The sequence below is a fragment of the Anaerostipes caccae L1-92 genome (genome assembly GCF_014467075.1).
GTDB lineage: Bacteria > Bacillota > Clostridia > Lachnospirales > Lachnospiraceae > Anaerostipes > Anaerostipes caccae.
This window is the reverse complement of sequence record NZ_AP023027.1, coordinates 644573-658875: the sequence shown is the minus strand read 5'-3', so window position 1 is coordinate 658875 and position 14303 is coordinate 644573. Positions and strand designations below refer to the sequence as shown.

The window sequence follows — 14303 nt, the reverse complement described above, 5'->3', positions numbered from 1 at the left end:
AGTTTTTATATCAGGTGAGACGGTTCCAAAAAAAAGTTAGTCCAATCAGCAGGATTCCTTTTCTTCTAGAATCATTTCTACAAGGTACGCAGTCTCCGAATCCGGTATCTGCAGATGGAGACAATCCTCCAGGGGACGAAGGCTTTTTTTGACTGTATCAAATATGTGCTTATATTTCTTTTTTAAAATTTCCGTTTCCTGATGCGGCAGAACTTCCTCCTGGATCAGGCGCTCCAGCATACAGCACAGATGAATCACATACCGCACAGCCAGTTCTCTTGTCACTTCCATATGTAATGCCCTGACAGATTCCTTTAAGGATTCCATGGCCTGGCCTGCCATTTTTTTAGGATTCAGAAAATATAAAAGCTGTTCCAGAGTTCCGGTCAAAAGCTTTTCATCCATGACTGCTTCATCTTTTGTCTCACAGACAGTTTCAGCCTGTCCCTGTATCATCTCGCTGAGCCTTGCCATTCCGTCTCCTACAACGAACTCGTCCACGGAGATAAACGGGACATTGGGAAGTTTCAAATCAACCGTACCGACCACTGCATCTGCCCCGGACAGATCTTCCTGCCCTTCTGCTTCCTTTACCGCATCCATCCCTTCAAAATCCATACAGCGGATCTTAAACCGGCTCTGCTGCTCTGCCGGGATCATATCCCTGATAATTTCGGAAAGCTTCAGTGCCGTTCCCTGCCCTGTAAAACATGTGACCAGGATTGTATGGATATTTTGTTCTCCATGCTTTTGGTCAAACACCTTTCCGATCTGTCTCAGCTCCTTCGCAAGCCGGTCGATGTCCGCACCCCTGAGCATCGCTTTTCTTACCGCCTCAATGACCATGATGGTGGACACCATGGGAACTGTTTTCACAGGGATTCCGGTCCGTTTCTCAATCATTTCCGGGAACATGAGAAGGGAGCCCATATCTGCAAGCACCAGCACTCCTCTGCCTTCATCTGTTTCTTTTGCCAGCACCACCGCCTTTTCCAGTGCCTCCTCCGCAGGCACATCCAGAGGCATGTCGATGGCATGGCAGTGTCCGGTCTTTAAAAGCTTATTTGCTACCTCTGCCATACTGCTGGCTGTGCTGTCCCCATGGGCCATGACGATGACCGCTATTTTCGGATAGATCGCCTCCTCATCCATGGCACACAGAAACATGGTAAAATATCCGATCTCCTGCTTTGGAACCTGTATCCCGAGTTCTTCTTCCAGGAGCCTTAACATGACCTTTGCTGTCTGAAATTCCTGGGGATGATTCAGGACAATGTCATTTAATTCTTTTTCCTTAAGCATGATCCCTTTGGAAATCCTCTCGGTCATGGCATTGACATGCATGGCAATTCCGACCTTGATCCGCTCCGGCATCTTCCTTCCAAGTTTTATCTCCGCAAACTGCAGGATGTCCTCCACCGCGTAATACACTTTTGCGTCAATAATCTTCAGAAGATTTTTCTTTTCATAGTGTTCCTTCTTCATATCATACTTTTTGAGCAGCGCATTCATATACTGCTCCAGATCATCCTCGATGATATCGCTGATCTCACCGCCGGATCTTCCCTGCTCCAGGAATTTTTCGTACTTTTTGGAAATCTCCATGTATAGATTCTCGGTTCCCGGCTCACCGTCAGCCTCGCTGTCCAGAAACATATGATAATCTTCGGAGTACTGCAAAAATTCGATCAGATCGCTCTTTTTCTTTGAAGATTCCAGGCGTCCGTTCTGTATATAGGACGGCAGGATTTCAAAGTTGATCTCCACCACTTCCTTCTGTTCTACCTTGAATTCCAGAAATGCTCTGGCGCATAAGAGCTGGATATCGGCAGAAAGCTGCCCGATGTTCCCCGGACAGGAATACAAAAGAAGGGCAATGACCACATCTTTATATACCTGGATGGGCGCCCCGATCTTTTTCTGTTCTGCCGAAAAAAACTCCTCAATCAGCCGAAGCCGCTCGATGAGCGGCCGCTTTTCCAGCGATGGCAGATGAATGACCACCGGCATCCTCCGAAGGAAGGTCTTAAGGAGGGTCGTATTCAGATTTTCCGTCGTAGCGCCGATAATCAGGACACTCGCCTTTCTCACTTCCTCTGTCTCGCCGAGCCTCCGGTAGCATCCCTTATCCATGAGGAGAAACAGCATTTCCTGTCCATAGGGAGGCAGGCGGTGGATCTCATCCAGAAACAAAATGCCTCCGTCTGCCTTTTCCACCAGTCCGGGTTTGTCCTTTTCAGCTCCGGTAAAAGCGCCTTTTTTGTGGCCAAACAACTGGGAAAGAATCAGTTCCTGATTCTGGGCATACTCCGCGCAGTTAAAGACAATAAATCCGGCATCTTCCTTCATCACCTTCATGGCTTTGGCATACTGGTACAGTTTCTCCGCAAATGTAGTCTTACCTGTTCCAGTCGGACCTGCCAGCAGCGTGTGCAGACCATTGGGCGGATACAGCACCGCAGACTTCCCCTGTTGAATCTGCGTTTTCAGCGATCCGTCCTCCCCGATCATAAAAGCAAATTCTTTCGATTCCCTCTTCTCAGGCTCCGGTTTCCGGTAAAATTCTGCGGGAACAAATTTGACCGGTCTTCCGTCCAGCTTCACTGTCAATCCCTCCCGCGCAAGTTCGTTCAGATCTCTGCTCACATTGCTCCGGTCGAGTCCCAGCCTTTCTGCAATATAGCCTGAGTCCGCCTCCGGCTCAAAGCCGCTGTCTGTCTGTATTCTTGCATATTCTGATAAATACTGAAATATTTTCTCCTTCCGGTTCATACGCTCTCTCCCTGCTCTCTCTTTGGCGTCCTGGTTTTCTTATGACTATTGTACCGAATGAAGTACATAAACTCAAGAAAGGGCTTCTTCCATTATCTTCCGTCAGTCAAATACTATAATTCCTTTTACATATTCTTCAGGATTATTTTCAAGCAGTTCAAATCCCCGGGAAATCTCCTCAAACGGAATTCTGTGGGTGATCAGCCGGTCTGTGGGGAAGATTCCTTTTTTGTAGGCACTCACTGCTTTTTCCAGTGTGTCCATATAGTCTTCGCAGTACCACGGATGTACCACATGGAGGATCGGAGAGCGGTACATCATATGATAGGCCATTTTCTGCGTAAACACTTCATTTCTCGTATACATAGACGGGAGAAGGATCTTTGCTCTTCCGCTGATCCTGGAAATAGACAGGGCAGAAGCCAATCCTCTGAGACTTCCTGTGATTTCCACGATGACGTCAAATCCCTTTCCTCTTGTGATCTTCATCATGGCTTCCTCTAAAGACTCTTTTGCCGGATTCACCGTATGGTCCGCTCCATATTCTCCTGCCACAGCCAGCCGTCCGTCCACCAAATCAACGGCCGTCAGACTTCCAAGACGGTCATTCTTCAGTCCGGCGATGGTCAAAAGGCCCATGAACCCGCATCCGATCACCGCCACATGGTCACCGAATGCCGGTTTAGCAGCCTGAACGATATTTGCCACACACATCATCGGCTCTCCAAGACAACATTCAAAAGGTTTATCCATTTCCGGCACTCTGAGGATTCTCTCCTCCTCCCTGATGATCTTGTGTGTCGCCATACACTCTGATGTCACTCCAGTCACCCGGTCGCCCGGTTTAAATTTTGTCACAGCATTTCCCACGGCTTCCACTACAGCGGTCGGTTCGTGGCCGATTCCCATAGGATAATGAGGTTTAACCACATCTTCATATCCAAGAGGATTTCTTCCCATGGCGCTGGTGCCCATATATGCCGGAATGTCAGAATGACAAAGTCCCGCGCTGACCATTTTGAGCAGTATTTCGTCTGATTTCAGCTCCGGCAGGTCTTCTTCAAAAAACTCAAATGTTTTTGGTCCGGTCAGCTTTGCAATCCTGCGTTTCATCTCTCCACCCGCTTTCTCTCTATGACTTTTCTGACTTTCTGAGCGATATCATCTGCCGTGAGGCCAAACCGTTTTTTCAGATACTCCATATCTCCCACTTCACCGAACTCATCTTTTATTCCCACGGCCTCCACCGGGACAGGATTTGTCTTTGCCAGCACCTCACAAACCGCACCATACAGTCCTCCGTGGATATTGTGGTTTTCCGCCGTCACGACAGCCTTCGTCTCCTGTGCACAGCGCACTGTCAGTCCACAGTCCAGCGGTTTAATCGTAAACATATCCACGACTCTTACGGAAATACCCTCCTTCTCTAATATGTGGGCTGCTTTCAGCGCTTCTGCCACCATGATGCCGCTGGCGATTACAGATGCATCCGTTCCGTCCTTCACGATATTTCCTTTTCCGATTTCAAACTCAGAACCTTGTTCATAAATCCTGGGTACATTTTTTCTCGCACAGCGTATGTAGTACATTCCTTTCTTCTCTGCCAGCTGCTTTACCAGATCTTTTAACATCACATGATCCGTCGGCTCAACAATGGTCATCCCGGGAAATGCCCTTAAAACTGCCACATCTTCAAAAGGCATGTGAGTTCCGCCATTGTATGCCGCCATGATCCCCGGATCAGATCCCACAAGTTTTACATTGGCACCCGCATAACATCCGGAAATAAAAATCTGATCATTGGCCCTTCTGGAAATAAACGGCGCAAAGGAATGGGCAAACGGGATTTTCCCGGCAAAAGACAGGCCGCAGGCAACCCCTGTCATGTTTGCTTCCTGAATTCCGCAGTCAATGATCTGTCCCGGAACTTCCTCTGCCAGTTCATTCATCTGGTTTCCCATCAGACAGAATCCCAGGTCCGCCTCCAGCTCCACAATGTCCCGGTTTTCTTTCATCAGTTCCATCATGGTCTCTGAGTAGATCTCCGCCATGGATCTCTCGCCGTTTTCATGTGTATTGGATATTACTACGCTCATATTCTCCCTCCTTACGCCATTAAGGCTTCGATCGCTTCCTTGGCCTGCTCTCCGGTCACATTGATATGATGATTCCATATGGTTTCCGCAAACTTACAGCCTTTTCCTTTCAGTGTATCGAGAATCACCGCCGTAGGCCGCTCCTGTTCCTGTATGGCCTGGCCAACCGCATCATCAATGGCTCTGCAGTCATGTCCGTTTACCCGGACTGTATGCCAGCCGAAACTTTTGAATTTCTCTTCAAAATCCTCCATGTCACAGATTTTTTCTGTGTCATTGTCCAGCTGTTTTTTATTGTTATCCACAAACAGAGTCAGGTTCCCCAGACGGTTCTGTGCCGCAAACATTGCAGCCTCCCAGTTCTGTCCTTCCTGGCTCTCGCCGTCGCCGATGATACAGTAGACCCGTTCTTTCCTTTCGTCCAGTTTCTTTGCCAAAGCCACGCCGCAGGCTGCTGAGAGCCCCTGTCCCAGAGAACCGGTCGTCACATCGATCCCCGGTGTCTTTCCCGCGTCGCAGTGGCTCGGCAGCCTTGTGCCCGGCTGGTTCAGCGTATACAGCCACTCCTTCGGGAAGAATCCCTTTAATGCCAGTGCCGCATACACCGCCGGCCCTGCATGTCCTTTGGAACATACCAGCCAGTCCCTCTCTTCAAAGGAAGGGTCCTCAGGACAAACCTTCATCCGTTTCCCGTATAACACACTCAGCAGATCGCAGATACTCATAGCCCCTCCCATGTGTCCGAACCCTCTCTCTGCCATCTGCCGTATTGTCCAGATCCTGATTTCCTGCGCAAAATCAGTAAGTTCTCTTAACTCCTGCTCTGTTACCATACACGTACCTCCTTTTTGTTCCGTTGATATGACAAAATAGAAAGCAAAAACCATGCCAACATAGTGTGTTAATGGGAAAATCTCTCTGTAAGTGGTATCATTATAAAAATTGAGCAAAAAACAACTTAACTCTCATTACATAAGTTGTTTTTTGCTCAATTTTTTAACTTCTATTCCTATGAATAAAGGTGCTTTAAAGCCTTATTTTATCAGGTTTTTTTCAAAATTATTTGCTGCAGGAAAAATGCTCTTGTTCAGCATCATATGGAATACCGCTTTATAATGTTCTTTTTGTATCGCTGTTATAATCTGTATATCTTGAAAATTCTCAGGAATCTCTTCGACAATCCTATCTATTTCTCTTACATCCAAATGCTTTACAAACCTTAATAATGCAGCTGTACAGTCAGGATTTTCAGCGCTTTCGATATACTGAAATGGATGAATATTTTTATCGTTTTTATCTGTAAAAAATGAAACACCGGTACCAAGGGCATCCTGATAGATATCTCTTTCATTTGCAATTCTCCTTTCTGCCACAGAAGGATTGCGTTTATTAAACAGACAATTTCCATTGTCATAAACAGGTGCCAATTTTCCTGTTCCGTCTGCATTAATAAAAATGCCCCAGTTTCCGTTATTGCGGTCATTATTCCGAATAAAGGCATCTGCAATAAACATATCCCAAAATCTTTCTTTCACCCCAGGAGTCTTTTGAAAAACCGGCGCTGTGGAAATAACATTCAGTACATCCATCAAAGCTTCTCCCTGCTGGCCTGATGAACTATGCACCAATTCTATCTCTGTGTCTGTCAATGAGTTTTTTATCTGTCCATATTCTACCAGCCTGTGTAAAGGATCAAAATCTTTACATGCAACAACTAATTTGTTATCCCTTATTCCTAACATTGTCTCATGCACAGGAATCCCTAATGATTGGTAAATCTGAGAACCAATATATTCACTTAATGGACTGGCTGTATAAGATGGAAAGTGGGCGTTCTTTTTTTGTCTTCCCATAAAATCCTTTGTACTCTCTGGGAACTTTATCATCCATCGTTCTCCGTCAATTATAATCGCATATTTAGATCCACTTCTCCCTCCATAATAAGTAGAAAAATCACGCTCGTATTTATTTAGATCTTTTATATCAATCATTCTTTCCCTTTCCATATCCTTTTGTCCAATTTTTTGCAGCCATTATACCAGAGCTTCTATACTGTATAGTATGCCACGTAAATACGTGGTTATCAATTCATTTTTCTCTCCCCAATCATCAGCGCAGGCAGTATATAAATTGCCGACATAAAGATCCCTCTCATGACAAAGATCATATCGTGCATATGACTTTCCAGGTTCTCCAGATAATAATTCGGGAACATTCCCGCCAGCACGCTGGTCTCGTCGAGCATCAGCACAGAAGATATGACTGCTTCCAGCAGAAGGAACAAAAGGCTCATCCCCAGTCCCAATCCCCCGTTTTTAAAAGAAAAGCACAAAAGCCCGAAGACTGCCGCATAGACACTCAGCAGCAGGAATTCAAAGAGCAGTTCCAGGATGAACATCCACACATCCGGCTTTCCAAGCCCAAAGTTAAGCGTCAGCCCTATGACATAGAGCGCTGTCTGAAACAGCAAAAGCCTTGCCATCGTATTTTCTACTTTTATGTATTTCCAGAAAAATGAGGACGGCTCCCTCCGCCTCATCACATCTGCTGTATAAACTGCCACGCATAGTTCCAGGATTCCGGAGGACATGGAGGTGAGATGGACCGCATTGATCCCTTTTGGAAGAAATCCGTAAAGAGTTTCCAGACTCAGCTGGTATCCCTTTGGAGAAGGCCCGGTGCTCAGGTACGAGAGCACTGCCATGTCCATGACCGCATAGCAGGACAGAGCCGTGACACAGGCCACGAGAATCTTCCCGCTGTGATATTGAAAATCTCTTCCCTCCGAATAGACTTTAAAACAGGCCACAAGGATACCGGCCAGTGCCGCACACGGTGCCGCGATGGAAAAATTGATTTCCTGAAGGAATAGAGATACGAACTCATCTTCCATCATCATCTTGACTGCTGTGTAGACAAGGTATCCGGCGCAGATATCGTTTAGGACCGGAAACTCTTCCATCCACTCTGCAATGGTTCCGCTGAACCAGAGAAGCAGCGGCACACAAAATGCCAGGCCGCCGAAGATCAGCAGAAATTCTCTCATATGCAGACCGCCGCCGTCCGCAGACACGACTCCGAGGATAGCCAGCACGTTGTCAAAACTCATACTCACATCTGCTGCCACGATCGAAATGATTGCAAACCAGAAGCTGTCCTTCCGTCCTGTCTGTTCACGCTTTTCACTTCCCGTTCCGCTTTCCATCATCATCGTGAAAGTGACATATAAAAGCATCACACCTCCCAGTATTCTGATGTGAAGCCATGGAATCCTGAACAAAAATCCGATGATCCCCACAAAGATCATCTTAAGAAAGATAGACAGCCAGACGCCCAGATCTCGGGCCGCTTTGGCCCGGCGCTTTGAAAGCCCCCTGGTTGCCATGGCGATGACGCCGATATTATCCAGAGACACGACAAGGTTGATAAAAATAATCTGAAGAAGCGTACCCAAAAGGCCTTCCCCCTGTGCAAACTTTATTATTTACCATATATATGCAAAAAGCCGCCCATTCATTTCTGAATGTACGGCTTTTTTAACTATTAATCTCTTACTTTGATGTGTGTTTCCCTTAACTGAAGCTCTGACACTTCTCCCGGAGCCCCGCACATGAGATCCTGTGCAGTTCCGCTCATAGGGAAGGCGATTACTTCGCGGATATTTTCTTCATTTCTAAGGAGCATGATCATACGGTCGATACCCGGCGCCATTCCCGCATGAGGCGGTGCGCCGAACTGGAACGCATGATATAACGCTCCGAACTTTTCTTTTAATGTCTCTTCGTCGTATCCTGCGATTTCAAATGCCTTGACCATGACGTCCAGATCATGGTTTCTCACCGCACCGGAGGAAAGTTCCACTCCGTTGCAGACGATATCGTACTGGTATGCGAGGATATCCAGAGGATCTTTTTCGTTCAGCGCTTCCAGTCCTCCCTGCGGCATGGAGAACGGATTGTGTGTAAAGGTCACCTGACCTGTCTCCTCGTCTGTCTCATACATCGGGAAATCGTTGATGTAGCAGAAACGATAGGCATTTTTTTCACAGAGATCCAGGCGCGCGGCAAGTTCGTCCCTGATCTGTCCCGCAAACAGACAGGCAGGTTTTTCACTGGCTGCGATAAAGAAGATCACGTCCCCAGCCTCAAGATGTGCTTTTTCGGCAAGCTCACTCTTCATATCTTCCGGGATAAATTTGTCGATCGGTCCCTTGTAAGACATATCCTCTTTTACTTCCAGGTATCCGAGTCCGGCCATGCCGATGGACTGTGCAAATTTAAGAAGCTTTTCATGGAATCCTTTTGAGAGATTTGCGTGAACTTTCACGGCCCTTACCGTCTTGTCATGAAACGGCTTGAAGGTACATCTCTGGAAAAAGTCTGTCACGTCCACGATCCTCAAAGGATTTCTTAAATCCGGTTTGTCCGTTCCGAATTCCAGCATTGCCTGCTGATAACTGATCACCGGGAATGGCGTGTCTGTCACAACAGACCCTTCCGGCGCAAACTTCTTAAAAGTCTCTGCCAGCACTTCCTCACCGATTTTAAAGACATCTTCCTGTGTGGCAAAACTCATTTCAAAGTCCAGCTGATAAAACTCTCCCGGAGAACGGTCGGCGCGGGCGTCCTCATCTCTGAAACAAGGCGCTACCTGATAGTATTTGTCGATGCCGGATACCATCAAAAGCTGTTTGTACTGCTGCGGAGCCTGAGGGAGGGCATAAAACTTCCCTTTGTATTTTCTGGACGGCACGATATAGTCTCTCGCCCCTTCCGGTGAAGATGCGCAGAGGATCGGTGTCTGAATCTCCATAAATCCAAGGTCATCCATCTTTCTTCTCAGGAAACTGATGACTTCGGAGCGGAATTTGATATTGTCCTTTACTTTGCGGTTTCTCAAATCCAAATACCGATATTTTAAGCGGACATCCTCACGGATCTCTTTGGAACCTGATACTTCAAACGGAAGGTCAGTATATACCTTGCCGAGCACTGTAATCTTATGGGCTTCCAGTTCGATAGTTCCCGTAGGAATTTTCGGATTGTAAGTCTCTTCGTCCCTGTGCTCAATGACCCCTTCGATGGAAAGGCATTCTTCTTTTCTCACTTCATTTAAAAGATCTGCGTCTCTTAACACGACCTGCATGACGCCGTACATATCTCTTAAATCAATAAATGAAACTCCGCCGTGGTCTCGGATATTTTCCACCCACCCGGCAATCTTTAACTGGGACCCGATATCACTCTCAGAAATCTTATCCATAGTCTTGCTGCGGTACATATCTGACATTTCTTTTTCTCCTTTTACTTTCATCGTGATAAACTTTTTTGTAATAAAAAAAGTCGTCTATCCTAAAAAATCATTCAGGACGGACAACTGTACAAGTTCCGCGGTACCACCTGATTTGCTGCCCTGCAGCCTCTCTGGTATGCTGAATAACGCACAGCCTGCGGCGCACCTACTAATCCTTAGGATGTTCAGATTGCAGCTCCTGAGTGTTCTTCACATAAATTCACTCTGCGGAGTTCCCACTGTCTCCCGCTCACTGGAAGCGATAATTTATGCTACTTTTCTCAATCTACGCTTTTTGGATCATTATAGTTCAGTTTTGTCTGTCTTGTCAATTTATTTTTCTCTTTTTCTATATTTCCTCTCTTGTGATTGACTGATTTACACAAAAAATACTATAATAATAAAGTACTATATAGTAAATCCGCCTGACAGGAATATACATATGAATTCTAATAATTTTACTTCGGAAACGAGTATTTATATCATTGACGATCATTACAGGATCGTGCATTTCAACAGGGAGCTTCAGCAGGTCTTTCCACAGATCTGCTGCGGCGATATATGCTATGAAGTCTTCTGCGGGGAGAAAGCACCGTGCGGCGGCTGTCCTCTTCATGTATCTGAGAATGAAAGCACGCTCTTTTATAATAAGAAGATCCATCAGTGGATCGATGTGAGCACCGGCACGATAGACTGGCCGGGGAAAGGGCTCTGTCACGTTGTCCTGTCCAAAGCCATCTATGAGGGCAATAAAAATTTATTTTATAACCTCACGAATCTCTCTGCCTATGACGAATTATTTGAACTGAATCTCACAAAAGATTCCTTCAAAGTTTTATTTCATCTTTCTGACAAATATATTATTCCCTCAGAAGAGGGATCTTTATCCACGATGATGGCAGAAGTTATATCCCGGAAATTAGTTCATCCCGATGATATTGCGGACTATCTTGACTTCTGGAATCTGGATACGATCATGGAACGGCTCAGCAGCGCGTCTCCGTCTCCGTTTCTTTTAGGCCAGTTCCGGAAAGCAAAAAAAGACGGCAGCTACTGCTGGGTTGCCCAGACTGCCGTGGCTGTCCGCCAGAGCAGAGATGATGACCAGATCATTATGTGTTTTGTTCAGGACATTCATGAGCAGAAGGAAAAAAGCCTGGAAATCCAGGAACATAAGCCGCTTCCTTCCACTTCTATTGACCCTCTGACAGGACTTTACCGAAAAAATATATTCGTTCAGAAAGCAGTCCGGCTGCTGCAGACATCAGGAACACATGAGCACTGTCTCATGGTCATTGACATAGAACATTTCAAGCTTTTCAATGAATGGTACGGACAGGAGGCGGGTGACCAGTTTCTCATAGACATCGGCCTCCATCTGAAAAAGGCACAGGAGGAGCACGAAGGGATCGCCGGCTATATGGGAGACGATGATTTCTGTATTATTCTCCCCAACGATCAGGCAGTTATTTCTTCTCTCCAGCAAAAGATCATGGGTTATATCAGGCACTATCAGGGCAATGTAGGGTTTCTGCCTGCCTTTGGTTTATATATGATCGAAGACTGCGGCGTAGCCATTCAGACCATGTATGACCGTGCAGCCATTGCCATGTCTTCTGTCAAAGGAAATTACACAAAGAGGTCCTGTATTTATGACAGCGGCATGATGCAGAAAATGAAGAATAACCATATTCTCCTGTCGGAAGTCCAGCATGCCCTGGAACAGGAAGAATTTACGTTTTATGCTCAGCCGAAGTGCAACATGGCTACCGGAAAGATCATCGGTCTGGAATCTCTGGTCCGCTGGAATCACCCAAAACGCGGCATGATATCTCCGGGAGAATTTATCCCGCTTCTGGAAAGCAACGGATTTATTACAAATCTGGATCTTTATGTGTGGGACAGGGTGTGCCGTTCGGTCAGAGACTGGATTGACCGGGGCCACAGAGCCATTCCGATCTCTGTCAATGTTTCCAGGGTAGATGTTTATTCACTGGACATCGTACAGACTTTTAAGGATCTTACAGAAAAATACCGTCTGGAACCGCATCTGATCGAGATCGAAATTACAGAGAGCGCTTATACGGAAGAATACGAGCTCATCAACGATACGATTGAAAAACTCAGAGCCTCTGGATTTACTGTCCTGATGGATGACTTCGGAAGCGGTTACTCTTCCCTGAACATGCTGAAAGACGTCAACGTAGATGTCTTAAAAATTGATATGAAATTTTTGGAGATGGATGAACAGAGCGCCGAAAAAGGATACGGCATTTTGGAAGCCATTATCAGCATGGCCCGTTTCATGGGTATGAAAATCATAGCCGAAGGCGTTGAGACAAAGGAACAGATGGATTATCTTTTAAATATGGGCTGTACCTATGGACAGGGGTACTACTTCTACCATCCTATGCCCATCAGCGTGTTTGAGCCTTTACTGGCCAATAAGAACAATCTCGATCTCAGAGGCATCAAGGCACGCCAGCTGGAACGTCTCCATATCAAAGAGCTGCTAAATGAGAATATTGTCAGTGAGGCAATGCTGAATAATATTATGGGCGGTGTAGCTTTTTATAAAATCCATGGACGTGAGATCGAACTTGTGCGCTGTAATGAACAATATTTTAAAGTTACGGGTTCCAATGCCGTTGATCTGGAAGAACAGCGCAGAATCATCCTGGAAAATATTTATGAAGAAGATCATCAGACAGTCTTTGATTTATTCGACAGCGCTGACCGCAGTATTTTAAACGGAGCCGAAGCGGACGTCCGGCGCCTTAAAGATGACGGGAGCACCATCTGGATTCATATGCATGTGTACCTTCTGAAGAAACAGGGAGGGGATAAACTCTACTATGGTTCCATCAGTGACGTGACTGAGCAGAAACAGAGAGAACAGAGGCTGAATGCATCCCAGCGGGCTCTGTCTGCTGTTGTCCATATCTCGGAAAAAGATCCGTCCTTTATGAAACTTACGGAAGAAAACCGCAGGACTGCTGCCTCCATCTTCGCCCAGATGTCGCCGGGAGGAATGATCGGCGGCTACTGTGAAGACGGTTTCCCTCTCTATTTCGCCAACCATGAAATGGTCCGGCTTTTGGGCTACGGTTCCTTTGAAGAATTCGAGCAGGCCATAGACGGCAGAGTCATCAATACCATTCATCCGGATGACAGGGAACAGGTGGCAAAAGATATCGGTCCGGAATACTACGCCGGGCTTGAGTATACGACTACATACCGGATGCCCAAAAAAGACGGTTCCTGGTTCTGGTCCCTGGACAAAGGAAAGGTCATAGAAGCAGAAGACGGCCGCTTGGCTATCGTCAGTGCCTGCACTGATATTTCTGAACCGATGAGCGTCCAGCAGCAGCTGGCGGAGCGCAATGCCATACTGATGCGGAAATCCCAGGAGCTGGCATTCCTGAACAATGATATGCCCGGAGGTTATCACCGGTGTGAAGACACTCCGGATTATGATTTTCTCTATATAAGTGACCGCTTCCTCCAGATCTTTGGCTTTACCAGACAGGAGATAAAGGACCGCTTCGGCAATAAGTTTATGAACATGGTCCACCCTGACGACAGACACCTGGTGTCAGCCGGAGTAGAAGAACTTGAGCGGCAGGATGTGATAGTCAATTTTGAATACCGTATGCTCAGCAAAAACGGATACATCTGGGTCATAGATCAAAGCAGGTATATGGAGTATCAGGGCCGGCAGTTTTTACAGGGGATCATCACGGACATTACAGAGACTGTCAATCTCCGAAACCGAATGAGCCATCTGTTTGTCCATCTTCCGGAAAGTATTTTCCTGCTTCGAATAAGAGAAGGCAGAATTGAATTCAGGCTGCTCTCTGAGGGCTTTTTTGCGGAATATGGCTATACAGCAGAATCATTGGACCAGTATGTCAGAACCCGTTTTTACAACGATACCGTGCATCCTGAAAATCTAAGACAGATAAGACAGGACCTTTTAAAAGCCATGAAAAAAAATTCAGAATTTAAGGCTTCTGTCAACATACATTTTCCTCAGAAAGAATCATTCGCTATATCACTGGAGGCCAGCCCGATTAACGGAAGTACAGACAGTTTTTCTTACATGTGCATCTGCAGAAAAACAGAATCTTTATGATCATCCAA

Annotated in this window: 8 protein-coding genes and 1 other annotated feature; of the genes, 1 reads left to right on the top strand and 7 read right to left on the bottom strand. The window is 46.3% G+C overall.

The window, feature by feature from the left end:
* Positions 1 to 45: 45 nt before the first annotated feature.
* The 7 genes from ANCC_RS03350 to aspS all read right to left on the bottom strand — a co-directional run bounded on the left by ANCC_RS03350 (position 46) and on the right by aspS (position 10157).
* A complete protein-coding gene (locus ANCC_RS03350; RefSeq protein ID WP_006567408.1) occupies positions 46 to 2772 on the bottom strand; it encodes a sigma-54-dependent transcriptional regulator in 2727 nt (908 codons plus the stop codon).
* A 102-nt stretch (positions 2773 to 2874) separates the two neighbouring features.
* Entirely contained in the window at positions 2875 to 3885 is a 1011-nt protein-coding gene (locus ANCC_RS03345) for a zinc-dependent alcohol dehydrogenase (protein ID WP_006567409.1), read from the bottom strand.
* Entirely contained in the window at positions 3882 to 4868 is a 987-nt protein-coding gene (locus ANCC_RS03340) for a transketolase family protein (RefSeq protein ID WP_006567410.1), read from the bottom strand. Before ANCC_RS03340 ends, ANCC_RS03345 begins: the two co-directional genes overlap by 4 nt.
* Before the next feature lie 11 nt (positions 4869 to 4879).
* Positions 4880 to 5701 (bottom strand): transketolase, encoded by an 822-nt coding sequence (locus ANCC_RS03335; protein ID WP_039946704.1) that lies wholly within the window; start codon positions 5699 to 5701, stop codon positions 4880 to 4882.
* Positions 5702 to 5902: 201 nt separating this feature from the next.
* On the bottom strand, positions 5903 to 6874 hold the full coding sequence (locus ANCC_RS03330; protein ID WP_006567412.1) for a HipA domain-containing protein: 972 nt from the start codon (positions 6872 to 6874) through the stop codon (positions 5903 to 5905).
* A gap of 77 nt (positions 6875 to 6951) precedes the next feature.
* Positions 6952 to 8322: a YjbE family putative metal transport protein gene (locus ANCC_RS03325; RefSeq protein WP_006567413.1), complete on the bottom strand. Its 1371-nt coding sequence runs from the start codon at positions 8320 to 8322 to the stop codon at positions 6952 to 6954.
* A gap of 89 nt (positions 8323 to 8411) precedes the next feature.
* A complete protein-coding gene (gene aspS, locus ANCC_RS03320; protein WP_039946707.1) occupies positions 8412 to 10157 on the bottom strand; it encodes an aspartate--tRNA ligase in 1746 nt (581 codons plus the stop codon).
* Between the two features lie 72 nt (positions 10158 to 10229).
* Positions 10230 to 10458: a binding site (T-box leader), on the bottom strand.
* Positions 10459 to 10602: 144 nt separating this feature from the next.
* Here aspS and ANCC_RS03315 point away from each other — a divergent pair.
* Complete coding sequence (locus ANCC_RS03315) at positions 10603 to 14295, top strand: EAL domain-containing protein (protein ID WP_083774650.1); 3693 nt, start codon at positions 10603 to 10605, stop codon at positions 14293 to 14295.
* Positions 14296 to 14303 lie beyond the last annotated feature (8 nt).